The sequence below is a fragment of the Cupriavidus sp. 96C5-1 genome (assembly GCF_057798855.1).
In genome coordinates this window covers 38,477-63,089 of the sequence record NZ_JBYOJU010000022.1, presented here as the reverse complement: position 1 = coordinate 63,089, position 24,613 = coordinate 38,477, and the positions used below count along the sequence as shown (strand labels likewise).

Annotated in this window: 23 protein-coding genes; 11 read left to right on the top strand and 12 right to left on the bottom strand. The window is 66.4% G+C overall.

Going from position 1 to position 24,613, the window contains the following annotated elements; all coding sequences use genetic code 11:
- The first annotated feature begins 10 nt into the window (after nt 1-10).
- From AC3FOF_RS22885 to cap4, 5 genes are all read left to right on the top strand, one after another.
- Entirely contained in the window at nt 11-1,204 is a 1,194-nt protein-coding gene (locus AC3FOF_RS22885) for a ribonucleotide-diphosphate reductase subunit beta (RefSeq protein ID WP_488727872.1), read from the top strand.
- Between the two features lie 439 nt (nt 1,205-1,643).
- A complete protein-coding gene (locus AC3FOF_RS22880) occupies nt 1,644-2,651 on the top strand; it encodes an SMODS domain-containing nucleotidyltransferase (protein WP_488727871.1) in 1,008 nt (335 codons plus the stop codon).
- The gene (locus AC3FOF_RS22875) at nt 2,651-4,369 is read left to right on the top strand and encodes a ThiF family adenylyltransferase (protein WP_488727870.1); all 1,719 of its coding nucleotides are present in this window, start codon (nt 2,651-2,653) and stop codon (nt 4,367-4,369) included. The genes AC3FOF_RS22880 and AC3FOF_RS22875 overlap by 1 nt, the downstream gene beginning before the upstream one ends.
- Nucleotides 4,363-4,830 carry a Mov34/MPN/PAD-1 family protein gene (locus AC3FOF_RS22870; RefSeq protein WP_488727869.1) on the top strand — a complete coding sequence of 156 codons (468 nt, stop codon included), beginning with the start codon at nt 4,363-4,365 and terminating at the stop codon, nt 4,828-4,830. The genes AC3FOF_RS22875 and AC3FOF_RS22870 overlap by 7 nt, the downstream gene beginning before the upstream one ends.
- On the top strand, nt 4,827-6,224 hold the full coding sequence (gene cap4, locus AC3FOF_RS22865) for a CD-NTase-associated endodeoxyribonuclease Cap4 (RefSeq protein WP_488727868.1): 1,398 nt from the start codon (nt 4,827-4,829) through the stop codon (nt 6,222-6,224). The genes AC3FOF_RS22870 and cap4 overlap by 4 nt, the downstream gene beginning before the upstream one ends.
- 346 nt (nt 6,225-6,570) lie before the next feature.
- Here the strand turns inward: cap4 and AC3FOF_RS22860 are convergent, their stop codons facing one another.
- The 3 genes from AC3FOF_RS22860 to AC3FOF_RS22850 form a co-directional block, all read right to left on the bottom strand.
- Entirely contained in the window at nt 6,571-6,846 is a 276-nt protein-coding gene (locus AC3FOF_RS22860) for a hypothetical protein (protein ID WP_488727867.1), read from the bottom strand.
- Nucleotides 6,847-7,353: 507 nt separating this feature from the next.
- The gene (locus tag AC3FOF_RS22855) at nt 7,354-7,722 is read right to left on the bottom strand and encodes a VOC family protein (RefSeq protein WP_276265131.1); all 369 of its coding nucleotides are present in this window, start codon (nt 7,720-7,722) and stop codon (nt 7,354-7,356) included.
- A 135-nt stretch (nt 7,723-7,857) separates the two neighbouring features.
- Entirely contained in the window at nt 7,858-8,781 is a 924-nt protein-coding gene (locus AC3FOF_RS22850) for a DMT family transporter (RefSeq protein ID WP_276265130.1), read from the bottom strand.
- 124 nt (nt 8,782-8,905) lie between these two features.
- Between AC3FOF_RS22850 and AC3FOF_RS22845 the strand changes: the two genes are divergently transcribed.
- Entirely contained in the window at nt 8,906-9,844 is a 939-nt protein-coding gene (locus AC3FOF_RS22845) for a LysR family transcriptional regulator (RefSeq protein ID WP_488727866.1), read from the top strand.
- Between the two features lie 21 nt (nt 9,845-9,865).
- Here AC3FOF_RS22845 and AC3FOF_RS22840 read toward each other — a convergent pair whose 3' ends face one another.
- Complete coding sequence (locus tag AC3FOF_RS22840; protein WP_488727865.1) at nt 9,866-10,693, bottom strand: AraC family transcriptional regulator; 828 nt, start codon at nt 10,691-10,693, stop codon at nt 9,866-9,868.
- A gap of 224 nt (nt 10,694-10,917) precedes the next feature.
- On the opposite strand from AC3FOF_RS22840, the gene AC3FOF_RS22835 reads away from it, so the two are divergent.
- Nucleotides 10,918-11,544 carry a glutathione S-transferase family protein gene (locus AC3FOF_RS22835; RefSeq protein ID WP_017228759.1) on the top strand — a complete coding sequence of 209 codons (627 nt, stop codon included), beginning with the start codon at nt 10,918-10,920 and terminating at the stop codon, nt 11,542-11,544.
- A gap of 240 nt (nt 11,545-11,784) precedes the next feature.
- Nucleotides 11,785-12,522: a tetratricopeptide repeat protein gene (locus AC3FOF_RS22830; RefSeq protein ID WP_488727864.1), complete on the top strand. Its 738-nt coding sequence runs from the start codon at nt 11,785-11,787 to the stop codon at nt 12,520-12,522.
- 37 nt (nt 12,523-12,559) lie between these two features.
- On the opposite strand, the gene AC3FOF_RS22825 is transcribed toward AC3FOF_RS22830, so the two are convergent.
- A complete protein-coding gene (locus tag AC3FOF_RS22825; protein WP_488727863.1) occupies nt 12,560-14,908 on the bottom strand; it encodes a cytochrome P450/oxidoreductase in 2,349 nt (782 codons plus the stop codon).
- A 62-nt stretch (nt 14,909-14,970) separates the two neighbouring features.
- The gene (locus AC3FOF_RS22820) at nt 14,971-15,954 is read right to left on the bottom strand and encodes a Bug family tripartite tricarboxylate transporter substrate binding protein (protein WP_488727862.1); all 984 of its coding nucleotides are present in this window, start codon (nt 15,952-15,954) and stop codon (nt 14,971-14,973) included.
- Nucleotides 15,955-16,154: 200 nt separating this feature from the next.
- Between AC3FOF_RS22820 and AC3FOF_RS22815 the strand changes: the two genes are divergently transcribed.
- Entirely contained in the window at nt 16,155-17,012 is an 858-nt protein-coding gene (locus AC3FOF_RS22815; protein WP_276265124.1) for an IclR family transcriptional regulator, read from the top strand.
- Nucleotides 17,013-17,329: 317 nt separating this feature from the next.
- Here AC3FOF_RS22815 and AC3FOF_RS22810 read toward each other — a convergent pair whose 3' ends face one another.
- Nucleotides 17,330-18,229, bottom strand: a complete 900-nt coding sequence (locus AC3FOF_RS22810) for a recombination-associated protein RdgC (protein WP_276267265.1) — start codon at nt 18,227-18,229, stop codon at nt 17,330-17,332.
- Nucleotides 18,230-18,410: 181 nt separating this feature from the next.
- Nucleotides 18,411-18,989 (bottom strand): BPSL1445 family SYLF domain-containing lipoprotein, encoded by a 579-nt coding sequence (locus tag AC3FOF_RS22805; RefSeq protein WP_488727861.1) that lies wholly within the window; start codon nt 18,987-18,989, stop codon nt 18,411-18,413.
- 330 nt (nt 18,990-19,319) lie between these two features.
- Here AC3FOF_RS22805 and AC3FOF_RS22800 point away from each other — a divergent pair, with 330 nt between their 5' ends.
- On the top strand, nt 19,320-19,718 hold the full coding sequence (locus AC3FOF_RS22800; RefSeq protein WP_276267266.1) for a hypothetical protein: 399 nt from the start codon (nt 19,320-19,322) through the stop codon (nt 19,716-19,718).
- Between the two features lie 120 nt (nt 19,719-19,838).
- A complete protein-coding gene (locus tag AC3FOF_RS22795; protein ID WP_017228751.1) occupies nt 19,839-20,087 on the top strand; it encodes a DUF6388 family protein in 249 nt (82 codons plus the stop codon).
- 34 nt (nt 20,088-20,121) lie between these two features.
- On the opposite strand, the gene AC3FOF_RS22790 is transcribed toward AC3FOF_RS22795, so the two are convergent.
- The 4 genes from AC3FOF_RS22790 to AC3FOF_RS22775 all read right to left on the bottom strand — a co-directional run bounded on the left by AC3FOF_RS22790 (nt 20,122) and on the right by AC3FOF_RS22775 (nt 24,528).
- The gene (locus AC3FOF_RS22790; protein WP_488727860.1) at nt 20,122-21,537 is read right to left on the bottom strand and encodes an FAD-containing oxidoreductase; all 1,416 of its coding nucleotides are present in this window, start codon (nt 21,535-21,537) and stop codon (nt 20,122-20,124) included.
- Between the two features lie 73 nt (nt 21,538-21,610).
- Nucleotides 21,611-22,444, bottom strand: a complete 834-nt coding sequence (locus AC3FOF_RS22785) for an aldo/keto reductase (RefSeq protein ID WP_017230970.1) — start codon at nt 22,442-22,444, stop codon at nt 21,611-21,613.
- Between the two features lie 130 nt (nt 22,445-22,574).
- The gene (locus tag AC3FOF_RS22780) at nt 22,575-23,966 is read right to left on the bottom strand and encodes a GntP family permease (RefSeq protein WP_276267268.1); all 1,392 of its coding nucleotides are present in this window, start codon (nt 23,964-23,966) and stop codon (nt 22,575-22,577) included.
- Nucleotides 23,967-24,135: 169 nt separating this feature from the next.
- Nucleotides 24,136-24,528, bottom strand: coding sequence for a tautomerase family protein (locus AC3FOF_RS22775; RefSeq protein ID WP_276267269.1), 393 nt, complete (start codon nt 24,526-24,528; stop codon nt 24,136-24,138).
- Between the last annotated feature and the right edge of the window lie 85 nt (nt 24,529-24,613).

The window sequence follows — 24,613 nt, the reverse complement described above, 5'->3', positions numbered from 1 at the left end:
GAACCACATCATGCTGAGCTGGGACGACGACGTTCAAGCCACCCCGCAGGCTGCCCCGCAGCCCGCACCGAATCCCACCGCCGCACTTGCCGTCGACCAGCACGGCGTGCTGCCCCCGGCGGCCACGCAGCCGGCGGGCACGGGCATCCTCGGCAATCACCCGAACGCCGCCGCCGTGCAAAGCGACCGCCGGGTCAACGCCGCCGACAAGCGCGTGATCAACGGCTCGACCGACGTCAACCAGCTGGTGCCGTTCAAGTACAAGTGGGCCTGGGAAAAATACCTGGCCGGCTGCGCCAACCACTGGATGCCGCAGGAAATCAACATGTCGCGCGACATCGCGCTGTGGAAGGACCCGAACGGCCTGACCGAAGACGAGCGCCGCATCATCAAGCGCAACCTCGGCTTCTTCGTCACCGCCGATTCGCTGGCCGCCAACAACATCGTGCTGGGCACCTACCGCCAGATCACCGCGCCGGAATGCCGCCAGTACCTGCTGCGCCAGGCATTCGAAGAGGCGATCCACACCCACGCCTACCAGTACATCGTGGAGTCGCTCGGCCTCAATGAAGCCGAGATCTTCAACGCGTACCATGAAGTGCAGTCGATCCGCGACAAGGACGAGTTCCTGATCCCGTTCATCGACACGCTGACCGACCCGGCCTTCAAGACCGGCACGCCGGAGAACGACCAGAAGCTGCTGAAGTCGCTGATCGTGTTCGCCTGCATCATGGAAGGCCTGTTCTTCTACGTCGGCTTCACGCAGATCCTGGCGATGGGCCGCCAGAACAAGATGACCGGCGCCGCCGAGCAGTATCAGTACATCCTGCGCGACGAATCCCTGCACTGCAATTTCGGTATCGACCTGATCAACCAGATCAAGCTCGAGAACCCGCACCTGTGGACCACCGAGTTCAAGGATGAGATCACCGCGCTGTTCAGGAAGGCCGTGGACCTCGAATACCGCTACGCCGAGGACACCATGCCGCGCGGCGTGCTGGGCCTGAACGCACCGATGTTCAAGGGCTACCTGCGCTTCATCTGCAACCGCCGCTGCCAGCAGATCGGCCTGGAGCAGCTGTTCCCGAACGAGGAAAACCCGTTCCCGTGGATGAGCGAGATGATTGACCTGAAGAAGGAACGCAACTTCTTCGAGACCCGTGTGATCGAGTATCAGACCGGTGGGGCATTGTCCTGGGATTGATTGGGGGAGGCATTGACCTAGGGGCGGTGCTCAAAACTCATGTGCCGGTGGTCGCTCATGGGCAGGATGTCCGGCGACAATAGGCACATGAAACAGACTGACCTCAGTCTGGACCTGAGCAACCACCGCACGTGCAAGCGTGTGCTTCTCGATGAGATCGGGCGGGCGGTACCGTGGGATGAGCTTCTGGCGCTGATTGCTTGCGAGCGACCCTGGTCGATGAGGCGGGATGTGGGCAACAACGCCTGTGCTCCGATGCCCAACCTGGCGCCGTAATTGGGCGAACTGGCTACGCTCACACGGTCAACTCAGGCCTGCTGACGTAGTTTTGAACTCCATCCCTAGCTAGGCTCCGTGCTGACACCGTTGCCCCAAGGGGCAACAGATTGTGCCACTGCGCTGGGCAGGCCACAACCAACACCACGAAGGTGCACAGCGAATGACCACGCAGCGGCAGTTCGAGGACTTGCTCAAGGACATTGAGCCGTCGACCACGACAGTGAACACCTGTTCAAGCGCGCACAACACCTTGCGCACGGCGCTCGCCGAGCACGAGGGGTTCTCAGAAGTGCACGTGGAGACCTTCCTGTCTGGCTCCTACAGGCGAGACACGGCTATCCGCCCCCAACTCATCGATGGGGTGCTTCAGCGGCCGGACGTCGACGTCATCGCCGTGACGAATCATACCGAGGAGGACGAGCCTCAGTCAGTGCTGGACGCACTGAACAAGGCGCTTGCTGACTCGGGATACAAGAATTTGAAGGTCAACCGCCGGTCCATTGCCGTGACGCTCGCCGGTGTGGACATGGATGTGGTGCCCGTCATCGAGGATGGTGATGCCTATCTCATCCCGGATAACCAACTGGAGAAGTGGCTCAACACCAACCCTCCTGCCCACACGCAGTGGACCATCGACGTCAACAAGGCCGCCGGCGGACGGTTCAAGCCCCTGGTCAAGCTGACGAAGTGGTGGCGCCGCGTGCACCTGTCCGACCTGAAGCGGCCCAAGGGGTTCATCCTGGAGTGCTTAGTTGCCAAGCACATGAACTACTTCCAGGCGAACTACGAGATACTGTTCGTCGAGTTGCTGGAGGCCATCCGGGACGCCTACGGCCTGGACGTGCTGCTGGGCGCCGTGCCGCATATCGAAGACCCGGGCGTCCCGGGCAGCAACGTCTTCTCGAACGTCACGGCCGAGGAGTTCAAGACCTTCTACAACAAGATCAAGGTCCAGGCCGAGTTGGCCCGTAAGGCCAAGAACGAGACTGACGACGTGGAGGCGCTGAAGTTGTGGCGTCAGGTGCTGGGGCAGCGCTTCCCGGCGTCAACTGCCACCAAGAAGTCCGAGAACAGCTCGACCAACTCCCTCCTGCGGCCGGTCGCAGGTGTGGGCTTGATGTTCCCCGCTGCCCCAGTCTACCCGAACAAGCCCGGGGGCTTTGCTTGATGCGACTGCTCCAGGAGCAGCCCAAGCGCATGGCGCTCGAGCGGCGCCTGATGCGGGAGCACGCGCGCTCTACGCCGGGCTTTACCCCCCACGGTTGGGGGAAGACGGGCGCAGGTGAGTTGTGCCTGAAGTTCCAATTGAAGCTGCCAGTCGACAGCTTCCACGGCGTACTGGTGTATCCGAACCTCTTCCCGGACGTGCCGGCCTACATTCGCCCGCAGAAGTCAGGCGAGAGCTGGAGCAACCATCAGTACCGTGGCAGTGGTGTCCTGTGCCTTCAATATGGCCCAGACAACTGGGATCCTGGCATCACCGGCGTTGATCTTGTTCGCAGTGCCAACCTGCTTCTTTGGGGCGAAATCCTGAGCGCGGTAGAACCGGGGCTAGGCCCCGTTCCGTCCCGCCATCGTTCGACGATAGGCCAGGACCTGCGCGGGGAAAGCCGACGATTTCTCGCAACGGCAGGACTGCGCAGCGCGCTGGCCCGTGCCGCGCCAGCGGCGGTCGAACTCAAGGCCGTGGTGTCTTACACAGCGAGCAGTGCAGTCGCCGTGCCCACTGCATTAGGTACACCGCCGGTGCCCGTGACAGATTTGCCGCGGGCGTTCGCCGAGGAGCGCTTTGAATTGTCAGGGTGGGCCGTGTCCGTACCCTCTGTCCAGGCTCTGAGCTCGGCCGGGGATGCCGTATCGTTGAAGGCTGCTTTGGGGGCCTCATGGCCGTGGGCACAAGAACTGGACGACCACTTTCACGTTCTGCTCTTGCACGATGTCGATGGCGGCATGCGCATGCTGGCGTTGGCAGGAGGAACTGCCCCGCTCTTCTTCGAGTATCGCCTCGTGGACTTCGGCACCGACACCGAGCAGAGGTTGCCGGCGGAGTTCGGCAAGCTCTCCGATATCACCGTTGCCATCGTTGGCCTAGGGTCACTGGGCAGCAAGATTGCAGTGTCGCTGGCCCGCGCTGGTGTTCGCCGCTTCGTGCTGGTGGACGACGACGTTCTCGCGCCGCACAACCTGGTGCGTAACGAACTGAACTGGCTCGATGTTGGCTTTTCGAAGGTCGACGCCGTAGGGCGCACACTGAAGCGGATTGCACCCGGGCTGGAGGTGGGGACGCAAAACTTTCGTATTGCCGGTCAGGAGAACCCCCAGTTGGCTGCAACCCTGAGCACGGACTTGCTCAGGTGCGATTTGCTGATTGACGCCACGGCCAGTGCGCAGGCCTTCGTTGCGTTGGCTGCTTTGGCCAAGCGTGGCAAGATTCCGATGGTTTGGGGTGAGGTCTTTGGCGGTGGTGCTGGCGCCATGATGGCGCGGAGCAGGCCTGGCTTGGACGCTGCCCCCCTGAGCGTTCGGGCCCACATTCTGGGAGTGATGGGCACGATGGCGCCTGTGCCAAATGGCAGGGCCAAGAGCTACGAGCTAGAGGCCGAAGGGCAGGTGTACGTTGCCAGCGATGCAGACGTCACCGCGCTGGCAGCATCATTGACCCAGTTTGCCCTGGACATCTTGTGCCCGGCCGAAGAGTCTGCATACCCTGTCGCTGCCTACCTGATGGGCTTCCGCAAGTGCTGGGAATTCAGGGGCCCGTTCGACACGATTCCGATTGACTGCGCAGGCGCCATGCGGCCTGAAATGTCGCCCGGAGAGCTGACCGCTGATGAGGTCGCAGACTTGGCGGAGCTAGGTAAGGCTTTGGAGGCGGAGCAGTGCTGAGGATAACGGTTCCCGCTGAGGTGCAAGAGACCTTGCGCTACGCACTGTCCAAAGCGGGCAGTCGTGAGTGCGGTGGCGTGCTAATGGGCGAGCACTTGGGCGTGAACCATTTTGCTGTTCGTGCCTTGACCGTGCAGCGCCCCGGTGCAATCGCATCATTCGTGCGCGGACTGACGGGTGCACTGAAGGCCATCAAGGCCTACTGCAGCTCGACGGGGAACAACTACAGCAGGTTTAACTACCTGGGCGAATGGCACACCCACCCGCTCTTCAGCGTTCAGCCTAGCGCCCGTGATCACGCCACCATGCGGGACCTTGCAATGGACCAGCGAGTTGGCGCGAACTTCGCCGTGCTGCTCATTTTTCGCCTCACCGGCGGCGCGCTCGAGGGCAGCGCTCACACCTACCTGCCAGACGGCAGCATGCATGTGTCCGAGCTGGACCTGGAGGCGTTGCTATGAGTACAGGACTGCTGGAGAAAGAGTCGACTGGCGGTGCGACTGCCCGAGAGGGCTTTGAGTACCAGGATGCCTTCGTGCTGCAGCACCTGCCTTTGTGGATGTCTCAGAGTGCGTTCAGCCATGTGGTCAGCGAAGCCATTGGGGATGTCGAGGTCTGCTGCTTTGCCCCAGGCGGGGGTGTGTGCCGAGTCATGTACGAGGCCAAGAACCACACACTTACGTCCACCGAGTTCTGGAAAGAAATCGACCGGTTCAAGGCCGCCTACCAAAAATCCGCTTCGGAGTACGTTCGGTTCGCCTTGGTATGCCGGAACTACAACTCAACTATTGCACCGTTGCTGGCAAAGCTGGAGCGGTTGCGTGGGGTTGGGACGTCGTTTCAGGTCGACTCTGTCTTCTTGGACGATGGTCGCCGGGAGGTTATCGATTGGGCGGTCAAGAACCAGTACCGCGCTGACCTGGCTGAGTTCGCGTTGGACCATGTCGACTTCATGATCTATGCATCGGAGCACGCGGATTCTGCCTTTTCCGGGGAGTTGGAGAATCAACTGCCATTCCTTGACTTCAGTGGGAAACAAGTCACACGTCTACGGGACCGATGCAAGGCCCACATTGCTCGGTCTTCGTTTGGACCGATGTATCGCAAGGACGTCGAGGCGGACATTTGCGAGATTCTTGCCGGGGATGCCAGCCGTTGGACAAGTGCGCCCACCCGACTGCATCTCCTCACCGGCGCAGTTCCATACCAGTCACTTGGGTTGGCTGTCGGTAGATTCAACGGGCCTGACCGGGCCGAACGTACTGAGGCGGACTGGGCAGAGCTTTCTGCTGCTGCAGGGGGCATCGGCGAATTTGTAAAGTCGTGCACTGCCCGCCGATGCGTCGCCATCGACGGCAAGCATCGCATGTCCCTTGCCTGCCTGCTTGGCTACGCGTTCAGCGCAACGCGTGGGTTTACCCTGCAGGTCGACCACAACGGGTTGGAGTACCGCACGGATGTGCATGACCGAGCCGAGGGCGCGTTCTTCGCTGAAGCAAGAACGCCGGGTGACCTTGCTGTCAAAGAGGGTGTTGCCTGCATCGGTTTCCCAACGCTAGTAGGAGCGGATCTGTCTTCAGTCTCGTCTGGTTGCTTTGCAGAGCTTCCGGCCTTGATGCTCGACAGCACGCGCGTAGTCGATGGAGTAGGAACCCTGAATCTGGCTGTGAGCGAGGCCAAAGCTGCTCTAGTGCGCTTCCGGTCAGAGTTGGGACTTGCCAAGTTGCATCTTTTCATCAAGGCGCCATCTGTCTTCGCCTTTGTACTTGGGCATCGACTTAACGCCGTCTGCACAGTTCAACTCTATGACTGGGTCGATGGACGATACGTGCCCACTGCACTGCTGACGCTATGATGCTGAGCAGCGTGGCTCCAACGCTCTTTGCGTCGCCAGAAAAGCCAGCCGAAGCAACTACGTTCGCTCTGCTAGACGTACCCGCCCCGTGTCTGCGGAACTTCAGCTTTCCGACCAGCTTTCGGGTGCTCATGATGATTGCTATGGGTCCGAGAGGAGCCATTGGGTTGACTCACTGGCAACGCCGGCTCCTCGACCTCAATGGACCTCCGGGAAGGGTGCTTGTCTGCAACGGCTCGACATCTACCCCTTGATCAAGCCGATAATCGCGCTCCGATGTATTAGCCGACCTCTTGAACCGATGCGGCGCAGCGCCGCCGCGACGATATCACCCTCCGTCTTCCGTCTACTTGCAGGGCAAAGCCGCCATCTCGCTCAACACCAGCGTTTCGTGCGCCAGCCCGGCAGCCAGCGAGAGGATGCCACCCTGTATCTCCGGCTCTAGCGCGCCGAAGGTACTGCTGAGGGCTGCATAGTCGCTGATCATGAACAGCAGGCCGTGGAGCTGCGCGGCCTTTTCGGCGGCGACGCTTGCTGGGTTTTCGTAGGGGAATCGTGTGGTCAGGAAGATGGCCGAGCCGCTGCGTTCAGCGGTGACGCCATAGCGGGCGTGCTTAGACATGGCGCGGCCTCCTTCGCACGATGGAAGTTTGCCGTGGCGTGAAGGGGAGCTTGGCGAGTGCCGGTTGCCCGGAACGGGCGAGCGATACCTGGGGCATGGGTGTGCCTCCTACGTTTGCGAATCGACTGTCGCCCCCCGCTGCTAATCGGGTGGGCGGGCGCAAGACAGGGTTAGCAGACCGGAACGTAGGCACCGGCGAGCCCGAAGGCTCCCCCGCCAAGGCCCGCCCATAGGGACGTGCGAAGGCGTGACGGACGAAAAACACCGCCGCTTGGCGGTCGTCCGCCTACGTATTCGGGCTGCTAAACCCGGTCGCCGAAGGTGCGGCGACGCGGTGAGTATAGCGTGGGGCGAGTGATCGGTCCGCGTTTTCCAGGCCGAGACGCCTGACGTAGCCGGAGGGCCGTGCCGCCGGCAGACCCACTGGCACCGGAAGCCGGCGCAGCCTGGTGTCCTGATACTTGAATTCGTTGATGCCGTGCACCGGCCCGCTGCAAAGGCGAGGCCTCACCCGCGCGTGAATATCTCGAGGAAGTGCAGGCTCGGATCCTCGAAGTAGATCCTGCGGCCGCCGTCATCCGTGTTGACCTCGCCCGGGCGGCGCCGGTACGGGTCGGCCCAGTAGGTGAGCTGGCGTGCCCGGATGCGCTCGAAGCTCTCGTCGAACTCGGCGTCGCCAACCAGGAAGGCATAGTGCTGCAGCGCGACCTCTCCTTGCGTGTCCATGAAGTCAAGGGTGACGTCGTTGTCCATCCGCACCGCCAGGAAGGGGCCGAACGGCACCGGCGCCGGGCGTCCAAGGATCTCGCAGAAAAATGCCGCGGACTCATGCTTGTCGCGAGAAAACACGATGGTGTGGTTGAGTTGGATGGCCATGTCGCAAGCTCCCGGATGTGGCTTGAAGGGCCGGCGCGCACGCTGGAAGGCGGCACTTGGGCTCCACGGGGCAACGCGCTGCGCCTTTCTGCACGCCACGCTGCTTTGCAGGATAGACGGCAGCAGCGAAAGCGGCTACGCCTGCGAGCCTTGCGGCGCATCGATGGCCACCGGCTTGCGCCAGCGCACCGTGGCCAGCAGCGAGGCCGCGACGATCAGGCCACCGCCGGCCCACGCGGTGGCCGGGATCCTTTCCCCCAGCCACAAGCTCGCGAACAGCGCGCCAAACGCCGGTTCGCTGCCCATCAGCAAGGCCACGCGCGTCGGGCGGCTGCGCTTGATGGCGTAGTTCTGCGCAAAGAATGCGAACAGCGTACAGGCGACGACCAGCCACAGCACGCAGCCCCAGAATGCCAGGTGGCCGGAGAGCGACGGCATGGGTTGCCACTGCGCAGGCACCAACACCAGCGCCGCGGCCGCGCTGCCGAGCGCCACCACGCCCGATTGCACCGCCGTCACCGTCAGGGCCGGCATGGGCGCCGCGCGCATCACGCGCTTGGTCACGCACACCATCAGCGCCCGCAACGCCGCCGCGGCCAGGATCAGTCCGTCGCCGGGATTGAGGACGAACTCGCCGTCGCCCGCCAGCAGCCACGCGCCCAGCAGCGAGAGGGCCACCGCGGCCCATTCGATGGCGCCCGGCCTGCGCTGGAGCAGCAACCATTCGACCAGCGGCGTCAGCACCACGCACAGGCTGATCAGGAAGGCCGCGTTGGCCGCGCGCGTGAGCAGTACGCCGAAGGTCTCGCACAGGAAGATGCCCAGCAGCAGCACGCCGGTGCCCAGCACGCCGCGCAGCGCGGCGCGGTCGGCATGGCGCAGCCTGGCCAGCGTGGGCGACAGCACGACGAAGGTGATGCCGAAGCGCAGCGCCAGCAAGCCCAGCACGGGGTAGAACACGAGCGCGCTCTTGACCACGCCGTAGCTGCTGCCCCAGACCACGGCAACCGCGAGCAGCATCAGGTCGGACAACAGCAGCAGGCGTTTTTGTCTGGGCATGGCGCGGCACTCGGGGATAGCGGTTCCGCATTGTCGGGCTTTGCATTGACGGTGATAATCGGGGTGTCATGCAAAGCTTTTATGTCGCAGATGCATTAATCCAGCGCGCCCACGCGATCCCGCCATGAACCCGACCGAACTCTTCGCCCTGCTGCCCGACATGGCCGTGTTTGCCAGAGTCGTCGATGCCGGCAACTTCTCCGTGGCCGCGCGCCAGCTCGGCAGCACGCCGTCCACGGTCAGCCGCCAGATCCGGCGGCTGGAGGAAGCCCTGGCGACGCGTCTGCTGGAGCGCTCCACCCGCAAGGTGCGCGTGACGGAATCCGGCGCGCAGGTGTACCGGTACTGCCGCGATGTGGTGAGCGCCGCGTCGGAGGCGGTCGACGCCGCAGGCCACCTCGCCGCGCGGCCGCAGGGGCGGGTCAGCCTGAGTGCGCCGACCGCGTTCGCGAAGACGGTGATCCATCCGCTGGTGCCGGGCTTCCTGCGCACCTACGCGGAGATCGACCTGCAACTGCTGTTTACGGACCACGACGTCGATCCCCTGGCCGGCGATCTCGACCTGGTGATCCGGCTGACCGGGCAGCCGCCGCCGGGCCTTGCCGGCCGGCGGCTGCGCACGGTGCGCTGGGTGCTGTGCGCGGCGCCGTCGTATTTGCGCGCGCGCGGCACGCCGGCCCACCCGCGCGATCTCGCCCACCACGATTGCCTGTACCTCGGCGAAACCACGGACGATAACCGCTGGCGGTTCCGCCGCGATGCCGAAACGCTTACGGTGGAAGTGAAAGGGCGCTATATCGCCAACCACGCCGGCGCGCGGCTTGAAGCGGCGCAGCAGGACTTCGGCATCGCCAGCCTGCCGGAGTTTGCCGCGGCTGCGGCGCTGCGCAGCGGCGGGCTGGTGCCGGTGCTGGCCGACTGGGAGCTGCAGGCGCGGGCCTACGTGGGCTCGGTCTGGCTGCTCTATCCGCCCAACCGCTTCCTGCCGCCGAAGGTCAGGGCGTTGATCGACTACCTGGCCGAGCATATCCGGGAGCCGGGCGCCGAGCCCGGCTCCAACTGACAGGGGCCGGCGCCAGGTGGGTCACCGATCGCTTGCGGGGGCCTGCTGCGAGCGCTGGTAGTCGCCTGGCGACACGCCTACCAGGCGCGTGAAGTCCCTGGTCAGGTGGGCCTGGTCGAAGTAGCCGAGATCGGCGGCCAGCTGCGCCAGTCCGACCGGCTCGCCCCGCGTCAGGCGCCATGCCGCTTCCTGCAGGCGGTAGCGGCGCAGCACCCATTTGGGCGACACCCCCACATACTCCTGGAACAGCCGCTGCAAGGCCCGCACGCCCATGCCCGCGTATTGCGCCAGCGCTTCCACGCTGGCGGGGCCGTCGGCGCTGGCTGCATGCGCCATCACGCCCTGCAGCAGGTCCACCGTGGGGTCGGGCGCGGGCAGCTTGCCGGCGCCGGACAGCAGGGATTCGGCGGCGAGCACCATGGCCTGGTCGTCGCCGGCACCCAGCACCTGCGCCTCGGCATGGCGTTCCCCGCAGCCCAGCAGCGGGTGCGCGTGGCGCGCGGTGTCGGTCAGGGCAGACAAGGGTTCGTCCAGCAGCGGGCGCAGCCCGCCCACGCGGAAGCGCACCCCGAGGACATGGCCCGCCCCTTCCAGCTTGCGGTCGAAGGCGCCGCGCACCACGCCGAAGATGGCGGTCTGGCCGTGCTCGAACACCAGGTTGGCGTTGGGGTAGGGCAATACCCGCTGCATCTCGGCCGGCTGCCCCGCGAGCTTCCATTCGACGATCCAGTAATGCTCGACGAAGGGCGCCAGCGCCTCGGACGGCAGATACCGGGCCAGCCGGATGCGCCGCCCGGTGGCCAGCGGGTCGACGATGCCCTTGGGCTCGGCAGTGACAGGCGCAAGCACGGATGCCGTCTGCGGCGCGTCGCGTTTTTCCAATCTGGCCATAGGCGATGGGTGTAAAACTGTTGGCTTCGGCAAATCCACCGGATTCTATCGGAGACAACCATGCCCGAGGCCCGTTACACCGGCGCCAGCCTGTAGCGGCCGCGCCCGCAGGCTCGCCCGCATCGCATGCGCCGGCCTGCCCGGTTGCTTTCCCCTTCCCCTTTCCCCCAGGAGCCATAGCCATGTCACAGCCCGAAATCACGCTTTTCCATTCGCCCAATACGCGTTCCACCGGCACGCTGGTCCTGCTCGAGGAGCTGGGCGTGCCCTACCGTCTGCACCCGCTCAATATGAAGGCCGGCGAGCAGCGCGAGCCTGCCTACCTGGCCATCAACCCGATGGGCAAGGTGCCGGCCATCCGCTATGGCGACGCGCTGGTGACCGAGCAGCCAGCGGTGTTCATCTTCCTTGCCGACCTGTTCCCGCAGGCGGGGCTCGCGCCGGCGCTGACCGATCCGCTGCGCGGGCCCTACCTGCGCTGGCTGGCTTTCTACGGTTCGTGCTTCGAGCCGGCCCTGATCGACCACTCGCAACAGCGCGAGACGCCGCGCAGCATGTGCCCCTATGGCGACTTCGATACCACCGTCGGCACGCTGCTGGGGCAACTGGAAAAGGGGCCTTACCTGCTCGGCGACACCTTTACCGCCGCCGACGTGCTGTGGGGCACCGCGCTGACCTGGATCACCATGTTCAAGCTGATCGAGGCGACGCCGGTGGTGCAGGCCTATACCGCGCGGATCAACGCGCGCCCCGCGGTGGCGCGGGCACAGGCCATCGACGCGCGGCTGGCGGCGGAGCAGGGCGGCTAAGAAAGCGGGCCAGGCGGCACCGATGCCTCGGTGCCTTGCGTCTTCAAGTCCTCAAGTCCTCAAGTCCTCAAGTCCTCAAGGACCCGAGGTCTTCGGGCCGTCGGTCCCGGCGTCTTTCAAGGCATCGATGGATTGTGGTGGTTTGTGCGCTGGAAGTATCATTGCGTTCCTGTGCCGGATCCGGGTGCCGCTACCCGCTCCGGCATGGCCATCACATTGACGAAAGACGAAAGGCTCAACATGATCAAACGTTGCATGCGCGCCGTGTTCTGCGCGCTGCTCCTGGCTGCTGCTCCCACCGCCTGGGCGGGGTTCGAACAAGGCGTCGCCGCTTACCAGGCCGAGAACTACCAGGTCGCCTTCAAGGAACTGCTGCCGTTCGCCAAGCAGGGCAACCCCGACGCGCAGCACAAGGTCGCCTTCATGTACGCCAGCGGCGCCGGGGTGCAGCAGGACGAGCAGGAAGCGCTGCGCTGGTATCGCAAGGCGGCCGCGCAGGGCTGGGCGCGTTCCCAGAACCACCTGGGCACGCTGTATGCCACGGGCGAACTGGTCGAAGCGGATCCCGCCAAGGCCGCTTCGTGGTACCGCAAGGCGGCCGACCAGGGCATGCCGGAAGGGCAATACAACCTCGGCATGGCTTACTACAATGGCGAAGGCGTGGCGCAGGACCACAAGAGCGCCTTCCAGTTGCTGGTGAAGTCGGGCGAGCAGGGCTACGCCATGGCACAGTTCAACGCCGGTTATATGTGCGAATTCGGCGAAGGGACCCGCCGCGATGGCAAGGAGGCCGCGCGCTGGTACCGGCTGGCTGCCGACCAGGGCGATGACGATGCGCAGTACCGGCTCGGCCGGCTCTTTGAGATCGGCCTGGGCGTGAAGAAGGACACCAGGGAAGCGGTGCGATGGTATCGCCTGGCGGCCGAGCAGGATAGCGAATACGCGCTGGAAGCGCTCAAGCGCCTGCGCGTGAAATAAGCCATCCATGCGGCGGCGGCGCGCACGGCGCCGCCGTTCAGAGTTCCAGCACGAGCCGCCTGCACCTGGCGCGCGAGCAGCAGGCCATCATCTTCGTATGGGCTTCGCGCTCCGCGCGTGTGAGCACCACGTCGCGATGATCGACTTCGCCGGCCAGCACGCGTACTTCGCAGGAACCGCACAGGCCCTCCTCGCAATCGCTCTGCATATCGATATTGGCGGCGCGCAGCGCGGCCAGCAGGGTCTGGTCCGCCGCCACCGTGACGACGATGCCGGAATCCTTCAGTTCGACCTCGAAGGCGTCTTCCGTGGCGGGATCGAGCGTGCCCAGCGCCGATTCGAAATGCTCGATGCGCAGTGCGTCGCCGGGCCATCCGGCGCAGCAGTCCTGCAGCGCCGAGAGCATGCGCGCCGGGCCGCAGGCATAGACCTGCGTGTCCGGCTCGGGCTGGCCGAGCAGGGCTTGTAAATCATTGCGGCGTCCCTCGTCCTTCGCGTAGACATGCAGGCGCTCGCCGTGCAGCGCGGCGAGTTCGTCGAGCAGCGCCATGGACGAACGCGAACGTCCGCTGTAGTGCAGGGCGTAGTCGATGCCGAGCGCCTTCGCCCGGCGTGCCATGGCGCTGACAGGCGTAATGCCGATGCCGCCGGCGATCAGGATCAGCTTGCCCGCGCTTTCGTCCAGCCGGAAGTGATTGCGCGGGCCGCGGATCTTCAGCACATCGCCGGCCTTCACGGCGTCGTGGATCCAGGCGGAACCGCCCCGGCCCTGCGCTTCCTTCAGTACGGCGATTTCCAGCGCGCCGGTGTCGGCCGGATCTCCGCACAGCGAGTATTGCCGCGACAGGCCCGTGTTGCCGCATTCGATGTCGATATGCGAGCCGGGCGCCCAGCGCGGCAGCGCGCGGCCATCGGGCGAGACCAGCCGCAGCCGGACGACGCCGTCGGCCGCGCGCGTCACGCTTTGCACTGCCACCGGCCGGCTGAGCGCATGCCCGGAGGGCTCGCCGATACGCACCGGCACCTGCGCGTCCAGCCGAGCCGGATCGCTGCGCTCGGGGTTGCGTTCCGGGTCCCACTCCACCCACACGTGCTCGGGACCGCGGAAGGAGGTGTTGGGCAGGTAGCTGAACCGTTGCTCCGCCAGGCGCATATGCGGCAGGCGGCGCGTGAGTTCCTCCAGGAAGATCTGCATTTCCATGCGCGCCAGGTTCTTGCCCATGCACTGGTGGGAGCCGTAGCCGAAGGTGAGCTGGTCGCTGGCGTTCTCGCGGCGGATATCGAACAGATCGGCGTCGGCGAAGTGGCCTTCATCGTGATTGGCCGACGAGGTGACGATCAGCAGCTTCGAGCCGGCCGGAATGTCCACGCCGCCGACCTGCACGTCGCGCGTGGCAAGGCGCCGCCAGGCCGCCACGGAGCCGTTATGGCGCAGGCATTCCTCGACCGCGTTCGGGATCAGGCCGGGATCCTCGCAGATCTCCCGCCACGCGAGCGGATGCTGCAGCAGCAGCTTGACGGCATTGGCCGTCGCATTGGCGGTGGTTTCGTGCGCGGCGACGATGCCGGCCATCATCATCGAATGCAGATAGGAATCGGTGACGATGTCCGGGTGTTCCTTCTGTTTGCGGATGCCGTAGCGCATCCAGCCCGGGCCGGACGGGTCCTGCCGCATCTTGTCGAGTATCTTGCCCGCCAGCTGCCAGAAGTTGCCCACGGCGTGCGCGACTTCCACCTGTTCTTCCGGCTTCGGCCGGCCCCAGGTATTGACGGTATGCGCGATGGAATACTTGCGCAGCAGGTCCATGTCTTCCTCGGGCACGCCGAGGAAATGCAGCGCCACGGTCAGGGGCACTTCCCACAGCATCTGGTCGACCAGGTCGGCGCGGCCGTCGTCGATAAAGCGGTCGACGTAGGTGCGCGCGAGCTGGCGCACCATGGGTTCGTGGTGCCTGAGTTCTTCCGGCGTGAAGGGCGCCATCAGCACGCGGCGGCGCGGCATGTGCGCGGGCTCGTCCTCGTTGACCAGCGTGCGGTTCATCGCATAGCCGTAGGAGGCAAGCACGGCGTTGGCCTCGGGGCCGGTCGGGGTGATCTTCTCGAGCGCGATGGACGGACTGAAGGTCAGGTTGTCGCGGAAGATGGCCTTGATATCGTCGTAGCGCGTCGCCACCCAGTAGCCGAGTTTCGGGCTGTAGAAGACCGGCTCCCGCTCGCGCGCCCAGCGCACGTATTCGGGCGGATCCTGCTGGTAGCCATCCTCGAAAGGATCGAAACCGGCCGCGTCCCGGCTGACCGGGCAACCGGTGGGCGTGCGCTGCGCCGCCGGCAGGCGGTGGTCGACGGGACATCCCGAGGCTTGTGGATCTGGGGTGGCGCTGGCCATGTCTGCTTGCTCCGGTATGCGTTGTACGGTTGGCTGGTACGGGATGCCACGGGGGCGGGCGATCAGTCGAGCGTGATCTTCAGGTCGCGGATCAGCTTGTGCCAGCGCGTGGTCTCGCTGCGCAGCAGGTCGGCGTATTGCGCCGGGGTATTGCCCACCGGTTCCACGCCGAAGTCCACCAGCCGCTTGTTGACGGCCGGCTCCCTGATGGCGGCCACGACCTGCCTGTTCAGCGTGGCGACGATGTCGGGCGGCGTGCCCGCCGGTACCACCATGCCCACCAGCGCCGCGGCCTCCACGTTCTTGTAGCCCGCCTCGGCGAAGGTCGGCACGTCCGGCAATTGCGGCAGGCGGGTGGGGTTGGCCACGGCCAGCGCCTTGACCTTGCCGCCCTTGATGAAACCCGCGCCGGCGGCGAGGTCGACCATCATGGCCGGGATCTGCCCGCCGGCCACGTCGGCCAGCGCGGGCGCCGCGCCGCGGTAGGGCGCATGGACCATGTTCAGTCCGGCTTCCACCTTGAGCAATTCCATCGCGAGATGGTGCGGGCTGCCGGCACCGGCGGAGGCGTAGTCGATGCCGCCCGGCCTGGCTTTCGCCCTGGCGATGAACTCCTGCACATTGCTGACGTTCATGCCCGGGCCCACCACCAGGATCATCGGGAAGCGGCCCAGCAGCGTGACCGGCGCCAGGTCCTTGGCCGGGTTGTAGGAAAGGGTCTTGTACAGCGCCGGGTTGAACACCAGCGTGCCGTTGTCCGCCGACAGCACCGTATAGCCGTCGGCTGGGGCACGCGCGGTTTCGGCTGCGGCAATGGCGGTATTGCCGCCGGGCTTGTTGTCCACCACGACCGGCTGGCCCAGCCGGGCCGAGAGCGCCTGGCCGATCGATCGCGCCAGGAAGTCCGAGCCGCCACCCGCCGCGTATGGCACCACCCAGCGGACCGGCTTGGACGGGAAGGCGGGCTCGGCGGCTGCCGTCGCCGCCAGCCAGGGGAGGGCCGCCAGGCTCAGCCCCACGGCCATGAATCTACGGATTGCGATCATCTTGTCTCCTGTTTCCGGTTTTATAGTTTTTGGTTTTTGGTCTTGCTCGTGCAGGCCGGGAGTACATGGCTCTCGGACGCTGTTATGCGTAAATGATATACGCATTGCGTAATTTGGCGATGCGGGTTAACGTGGGCGCGGCAGCGCCTCCAGGCCGCCGGCCTGACGGGGCGGCTGCCGCCGCACTAGAATCTCCGCCCATGAAGACATCACCCGATCCCACCCGCGCAGATCTGCCTGCCGGACCGCCCGCGCACGAGCGCCGGCAGCGCGTGCAGTCGGCCCAGACCGGCATGGCCGTGCTCAAGGGCCTGGCCCGGCTCGGCGGGCGCGCCGCCCTGACCGCACTGGCGGCCCATGTCGGCGAAAGCCCGGCCAAGGTGCACCGCTACCTGGCAAGCCTGGTCGACGAGGGCCTGGTGGCGCAGGAAGCCAGTTCGCAGCAGTATTTCCTCGGCCCGGAAGCCATGCTGATCGGACTGGCGGCAATGCGGCAGGTCGATCCCATCCGCGTGGCGGAGCCCTCGCTGATCCGCTTGCGCGAGAGCCTGGGCGTGACCTGCTTCGTGGCCGTGATGGGCAACAAGGGGCCGACCATCGTGCGCTTCGAGGAGCCCGGGCTGCCGGTGACGGTGAATGTGCGGGTGGGGTCGGTGATGCCCCTGCTGTGGTCGGCCACCGGGCGCATGTTCCTGGGCATGCTGGACGAGCCGGCCGTGCGCGCGATGGCGGAGGCGGAGCTCGCGGCGGCGCCCGCCGAGCTGCGCGCGGAACTGGATGCCGCCGACCCGATCGGCGTGCTGCGCCGCGAAGTGCAGGCAGCGGGGTGCTCGGCGGTGCGGGACACCAACCTGAAGGGCATCAGCGCGGTGGCGGCGCCGTTGTACGACTACACGGGGCGCATCGGCGGGGTGATCACGGCATTGGGCGCGACGGGCGGTTTCGATGCGGCGGTGGACGGGCCGATCGCCATCGCGGTGCGCCGGGAGGCGCAGGCGGCAAGTGCGTTGCTGGGCTATGCAGCGGCGGCCGGGCAGGGCGGCATGCAAAAGCCCTGAACACCGGGGCGAATCGCGGGGGTGCTCAGGGTTTGCGGGTGTTGGCGCACCGGACGGCCGTGCGAGTGCCGCGCCCGGGGGGCTTTGGCTGTTGCCATGCGGTGGCGTTCGCCCCGCTTCTGCTGGTGGGCGGGGGAGAGGGCGGGCGTTTCCAATGGCGTCGCACGCTGGACAAAACCGCAGGCTTCGCTTCCAGTGGCTCCTGGCTGAGCCGCCCTTCTCTCCGGTCCTCTCTCCATGAAGGGAGAGGGCGCGCAGCCGTCCGGCACTTCAGGCGGCTTCGGCGCCTCCTGCCGGCTTCGCTTGGCGTGCCCGTCTCAAGCCTTGCGTTCGCCGCCCAGCGCTTCGGTCAGGTCCGTCAGCATGCTGGCCAGTTCGCCGGCCATCATGGTGAAGTCGCCGTCGAAGCGTTCGTCCTCGTCGCGGGCGCTGGCGCCTGCCTGTTCCTTGATCACGTCCAGCGGGGCCACCCGCTTGATCGTCAGCGACTCGGTGAGCACGAAGGACACGCGGTCGTTCCAGGTCATGGCCAGGCGCGTGCAGCGCTTGCCGGCGGCGATATGGCGGCGCAGGTCTTCCGCGTCCAGCGGATGGCGCACATAGCGCACCGTGGCCTTGCTCTCGGCGCTCGACTGCAGTTCCATTTCCTGGTCGACGGTGAAGCCGGCCGGCGCGGTATCGGTGGCCAGCCAGTCGGTCATGGCGGCGACCGGGGACTGGTTGACCTGCAGGTTGACCAGCGGCAGCGGGTCGATGGCCTTGAACAGCAGGCCGCGCACTTCGTCGGCCTTGGCGGGGGCGGCGGCATCGATGGCCAGCCAGCCGTTGACCGGGTCGATCCATACGCGGGTGTCGCGGCGGATGCTGAAGGCGCGCGGCAGCAGTTCCTCGGTGATCTGCTCCTTGAGCTCGCGCATCTGCTTGCGGCCCGGCTTGAAGCCCTGCTGCTCTTCCAGTTCGGCGGCGCGTGCCTTGGTCACCTGGTTGACCACGGTGGAGGGCAGCAGTTTTTTCTCGGTGCGCATGGTCAGCAGCATCTGCTTGCCGACCTGGTGCACCAGGGCGCCGTTTTCACGCGGCGAGGCCCAGCCCTGGGTTTGCATCTCGAGGCTGGTGCCAGGGAAGAAGGCGTGGCGCGCCAGGCAGGCTTCAACCTCGTCGGCGGCGAGGGACCACGGTGCGGACAGACGGTGCAGCTGGAGATTCTTGAACCACATGGGAATTCGGCCAAAGGGACGGATTCTAGCCGGTTAGCGTGTCGCATGCGGTAACAATGCGTGAACAAGCGGCGGCGGCCGGGTGGCTGCGCGGCGATGTGCGGAAAACAAGCGGGGCCGGATTGCCCGCGCAAACCGGCCCCATCTGCGCGTCGGCGCCAGGCCGGCGCCCCGCGCTGTCTCAGAGGTCGAGCTTGCTGATCTTCGAGCCTTCCAGGGACAGGCCGGCCATCAGGCCCGCATTGGTGACCACGAAGCCGACCACGGGCTGCTGGGCCGTATTGGTGTCCAGCGTGCCGTTCGCGCCGACCTTGGCTACCGCCACGGTGGCGTCCACGCCGGCCGTCCAGCCCTGGCTGGCGACGAACTTGTCGAGCGCATCCTGCGTCATGAACATCAGGATGATGGCTTTGGACTGCGCGCCGATCTGCCAGCCGACCGAGCCCGAGATGATGCGGTAATAGCCGCGGTTGGCGCTGCCCGCGCGCAGCGCGCCGTCGCCGTACTCGCCGCCCACCACGAAGCCGGCCGAGATGGTGTTGGGGAAGACCAGGATGCCGCGCGCACGGTTGGCGAGTTCGCGCGAGCCCTTGGCCGTGTCGTACAGCTTGTTGAGCGCGCCGTCCACACCGCCGTCGATTTCGCGGCGCTTGGCCGACTTGTCCGTGGGTGCTTCGGGTGTGGTGGTGCAGGCGCCCAGCAGGGCCGAAGATGCCAGTACCAGCCCAGCCCCTACCGTCAGAAACGATCTGCGTTCCATACTCACTCTCCTGATTGTTTACCTCAATCTCAGCATACTGCGTCTATGCTCCGGAGCGTCCTTCACGCCCCTATTGATCAAGGATAGGCGTAATCGGCACTTTTAGAAATGTGAAATCGCTTCGCAAGCCTGGCTTCGGGCTTTGCTGGAATGCCGCGAAGACGCGTCTCCCGTTTCTGTAGAAATATACTAAGGCTGCTGTCCAAAAGCTGTAGGACGGCGACTGCATTTTGGTGCGGACCCGTCCTACAAAGGCGTGGCGTGCGCGCGACAGCCGTGCCGGTTTTGTATCGGCGCGGAACCCAGCCGAGCGCGACCGGTCCATCGGTCATGAAATTCGTTCTCGCCCTCATCCCCGCGACGCTTCTGGCCGCCGCGTGTGCCTCGCATACGCCCGCCGACCCGCAAGCCGCCAGCGACGCCAACGCGCAGTGGCAATCGCTGCGCGCCGACTACAGCACTTGCGCCAAGGACCAGACCGATGCCGGCGTGGCTGGCGCCGCCTCGCCGCAGGACCTGGTGGGCACGGCGCTCAAGGCGTGCCAGCCGCGGCTGGATGCCATGCGCACCGCTTTTCGCCAATACCTCGATGCCCAGATGGTGTCCTCGCATGGCCGCGACAGCGCGCGCCAGGCCGCCGACCGCGTGAGCCGGGATACCGAAGCCAAGACCCGCAACTACCTGCTTCGCTACGTCGAGCGCGAGCGCTACAACGCCAGGTTGCACTAGGCGTGGGGCATGGCATCGCGGCAGCGAGGCGTGCCTGCGCTGCTGTGGTGTAATGCGGGGTCGCCGGCGCGGCCGCCGGATCCCACCCACGCTCCCCATCCTATTGCGGTTTCCTTCCCGATGACGCTTTCCCCCGAACGCCTGCAACTTGCCCACGAGCGCTTCCTGGCCGATAACCCCGAAGTGGTATCGCTGCTCAAGGCCATCACCGAACGCCATGCGCGTGCCGCCGGCATGAGCGTGGAAGCCTTCCAGCGCTCCGAACTGGAGCGCGCCATCGGCCGCGAGGCCAGGCTGCGCCGCATCACCGCCGACGAACTGCTGCTGGTGTACCTGGGCGAGCGCGCGGCGCCGGCGCCGCGGCGCTGAGCGCCAGGGCACGCCGGGCGGCAGGGATCCCGGATCAGCCGGGTGATGCGGGCTGTGCCGGTTCCAGCGCGTGCAGTTCGCCCAGCATGGTCGGTATCAGTTCGGATACGGTGGGATGGATATGCATGGCGCGCTGCAGCACCGTGTACGGCGCGCGCGCATACATGGTGTCGAGGATGCCGTGGATCACCTCGTCGCCGCCCACGCCCAGCACCGCCGCGCCGAGGATCTCGCGGCTGCCGGCATCGACCAGGATCTTCATGAAGCCCTGCGTTTCTCCTTTTTCCACCGCGCGGCCCACCCGGGTCATCGGGCGCATGCCCGCCAGCACCCCGCGCCCGGATTGCCGGGCCTCGCGCTCGGTCATGCCCACCCGTCCGAGCGGCGGATCGGTGTACAGCGCGTAGGCCGGGATACGGTCGCCGACGGTGCGGGCGGGCCCGCCCTGCGCCGCATCCAGCAGGTTGGCGGCGACGATCTCGAAGTCGTTGTAGGCGGTATGGGTGAAGGCGCCACGGCCGTTGCAGTCGCCCAGCGCCCAGATGCCGGGCACATTGGTGCGCAGTTGCTCATCGACCTGGATATAGCCGCGGGCGTCCAGCGTCACGCCGGCGCGGTCGAGGCCGAGATCGTCGGTATTGGGGCGGCGGCCCACCGCCAGCAGCACGTGCGAGCCGGCGACCTCGGGCGCGCCCTGCGCGCAATCCATCTTCACCACGACATCGCCACCGCGCTGCTCCAGTGCGATGCACTCGGCGTTCAGGCGCAGGCCGATGCCTTCGGCGGCGAGGATGTCGCGCACGGCGTCCGATACGTCGGGGTCCTCCCGCTCGATCAGGCGCGGGCCGCGCTGCACGATGGTGACCTCGCTGCCGAAGCGGCGGAACATCTGCCCGAACTCCAGCCCGACATAGCTGCCGCCGACCACCAGCAGGTGCCGCGGCAGCCGGTCGAGGCCCATCATGCCGGCATTGGTCAGGTAGTCCACCCGGTCCAGCCCGGGCATCGGCGGCGCGGCGGCGCGCCCGCCCACATTGATGAAGATCCTGCCGGCCCGCAGTAGGGTGTCGTTCACGCGCACGGTGTCCGGCCCCTCGAAGCGGGCGTGGCCGAGATACACCGTGCCGTGGTCCAGCGCGCGCATCCAGGTTTCCACGCCGTGCCTGGACTTTCCCACCACGCCGTCCTTGCGCGCCTTGACGCGCGCCATGTCGACAGTCACAGGGCCGGCGGACACCACGCCGAACTCGGCGCCGCGCCGCGCCAGCTGGGCAGCGTAGGCGCTCGCCACCATGGTCTTGGTGGGAATGCAGCCATTGTTGACGCAGGTGCCGCCGAACGCCTGGCGCTCGATCACGGCCACCTTCTGGCCGGCGGCGGCCAGGCGCGCCGCCAGCGGAGGGCCGGCCTGGCCGGTGCCGATGATGATGGCGTCGTAGTCGATGGTCATGGCGGGGGCTCCTGCGGCTGGCATGAACGGGGCGCTACGGCGCTGGCCGTGATACGGCGGCGGCGCCGGCACATCACAACATCTCCAGCGGGCGCGGGCCTCGCGGTGGCGGGAAAGCGGCGTCCAGCGCGGCCAGCTGCTGCGGCGACAAGCGCAGCGCCAGCGCGCCGTGGTTCTCGCGCAGCCGTTCGCGGTGGCTGGTCTTGGGGATCGCGATGACCTCCTCCTGGGCCAGCAGCCAGGCCAGCGCGGCCTGGGCCGGACCGATGCCATGTTCCGCGGCAAATCGCGTCAGGCGGGGATTGCGCAGCAGCGTGGCCTGCTCGATCGGCGAGTACGCCATCAGCGGCACGCGGTGCTGGCGCAGCCAGGGCAACAGGTCCCATTCGATGCCGCGGCGCGTGAGGTTGTAGAGCACCTGGTTCACGGCGACCCGTTCGCCGCCCTTCACGCGCATCAGTTCCTGCATGTCGCCGAGGTCGAGATTGCTGACGCCGAAGTGGCGGATCTTGCCGGCTTTCTGCAGCGCCATGAAGGCTTCCACGGTCTCGGCCAGCGGCACGCCGCCGCGCCAGTGCAGCAGGTACAGGTCGATGCGGTCGGTGCCAAGCCGGCGCAGGCTGCGCTCGCAGGCGGCCACCGCGCCGCTGCGCCCGGCATTGTGCGGATAGACCTTGCTGACCAGGAAGACTTCGTCGCGCCGCCCGGCGATGGCTTCCCCCACCAGTTCCTCGGCGCGGCCTTCGCCATACATCTCGGCCGTATCGATCAGGCCCAGGCCGAGATCCAGTCCAAGCCGCAGCGTGGCGAGTTCCTCCGCGCGCGCGGCCGGCTTCTCGCCCATATTCCAGGTGCCCATGCCGAGCGCGGGAACGGCATGGCCGCCGGGCAGACTTACAGTCTTCATGCGGGATTCCAGTGGAGGAGGCGGGGCGGCTGGCATGTGCCTTGGCGTGCGCGCATGCACCGCCCGCTTACCCACCCACACTAGGTAAGGACGGCGCGATGCACAAGGAGTGCTACGCCGTCCGCGCCGGTCATACCAGGCCGGAAGCGTAGTAGACAGAGATCACGAAGAATACCGCCAGCGTCTTGATCAAGGTGACGGCGAAGATGTCGCGATAGGATTCCCGGTGCGTCAGCCCCGTCACCGCCAGCAGGGTGATCACGGCGCCGTTGTGCGGCAGCGTGTCCATGCCGCCGCTGGCCATCGACACTACCCGGTGCAGCACATCGAGCGGGATGCCGGCGGCCTGGGCGCCCTGGATGAAGGTGTCCGACATGGCGGCCAGCGCAATGCTCATGCCGCCCGAGGCCGAACCGGTGATACCGGCCAGCGTGCTGACCGAGACGGCGGCGTTGACCAGCGGGTTGGGGATGCTCTTGAGCGCATCGCTGACCACCAGGAAGCCCGGCAGGGCGGCGATCACGCCGCCGAAGCCGTACTCGGAGGCCGTATTCATGGCGGCCAGCAGCGCGCCGCCGATCGCGCTCTTGCTGCCCTCGGCAAAGCGCTCGCGCACCGCGCCAAAGGCGGTCGCCAGCACCACCAGGATGCCCAGCAGCAGCGCCGCCTCCACCGCCCAGATCGCGGTCACGGTGGCGATCTGCGTTTCCACGGGCTTGGCCAGCCCGGGCAGGGGCACGCTGTAGCTGCTGCCATACCACTGCGGAATCATGCGCGTGAGCGCGAAATTGGCCACGCCCACCACCACCAGCGGCAGCAGCGCCAGCGCCGGGTGCGGCAGATGCCCGCCGTGGCTGCGCTCGGGTTCGTTGCGCAGGTCCGTGCCGTAGCCCTCGCCGCGTGCCGCGGCGCCGCGCCGGCGCCACTCCAGGTAAGACAGGCCGACCGCGATGATGAACAGCGAGCCGAGCACGCCCAGCACCGGCGCGGCCCATGAGGTGGTCTTGAAGAAGGTGGTGGGGATGATGTTCTGGATCTGCGGCGTGCCCGGCAGCGAATCCATGGTGAAGGAAAACGCGCCCAGCGCGATGGCGCCCGGCATCAGCCGCTTGGGAATATTGCTCTGGCGGTAAAGCTCCGCGGCGAAGGGGTAGACCGCGAACACCACCACGAACAGCGACACGCCGCCGTAGGTCAGCAGCGCGCATACCGCGACGATCACCGCGTTGGCGCGCGAGCGGCCGATATAGCGGATGGCCGCGGCCACGATGGACTCAGAGAAGCCCGACAGCTCGATCACCTTGCCGAACACGGCGCCGAGCAGGAAGACCGGGAAATACAGTTTGACGAACCCGACCATCTTCTCCATGAAGATGCCCGAAAAGACCGGCGCCACGGCGGCGGGCTCGGTCAGCAGCACCGCGCCGAGCGCGGCGATGGGCGCAAACAGGATGACGCTGTAGCCACGGTAGGCGGCAAACATCAGGAAGGCCAGCGCGGCCAGGACTATGAGGAAGGACATCGGTTCTCCTTTTTGACTTCCGCGCGCGCGGTGCTCGTGGCGCCGCACGCGACAGACCAGGGTGCCGACTTTGACACATTTTGTTGCAATGCGGAATGTCCTGCCGCAAAGATTGGCCTCTCCGGGGCACGGCGGGCTCGCACCGCCCGGCCTTCCCCGGTCCCGCTGCTCAGCTGTGGTGGTAGCGGTACTCCTGGGTCAGGCCCGCGTAGCCGTAGGTGGCCGCGCGCGCGTCGACGATGTGGATGTACGAAACCGGGTGGACCTTGCCGATCAACGCGGCGAGGGTGTCGAACGTCTCCCGCAGGAACTGCGCCTTCTCGGCCTTGGTGTTGGTCTCGTCGGTCACGCTGATGTCGAGATGGAAGGCGTTGCGGTCCTGCTCCGAGAGCGATTCGCCGCCGATGATCCAGGCGTCGCGGTCGACGTATTGCACGGCAACGGCGATCACCTCGGGGCGCTTGCCGAGGATGCGCTGGGTCAGCTCCGCCACGGCGGCGGCGCTGCGGCGGGTCAGCGAGGCATCGGGTTTGCCGGAGATCTGCAGGTTGATGTGGGGCATGGCTGGCTCCTTGAGTCGGGGTTGCGGGTTGCGTATCGGGTGTTGCCGCGGGTTGGTGAAACCATTCTAGGAGTTTGCCTTCCAT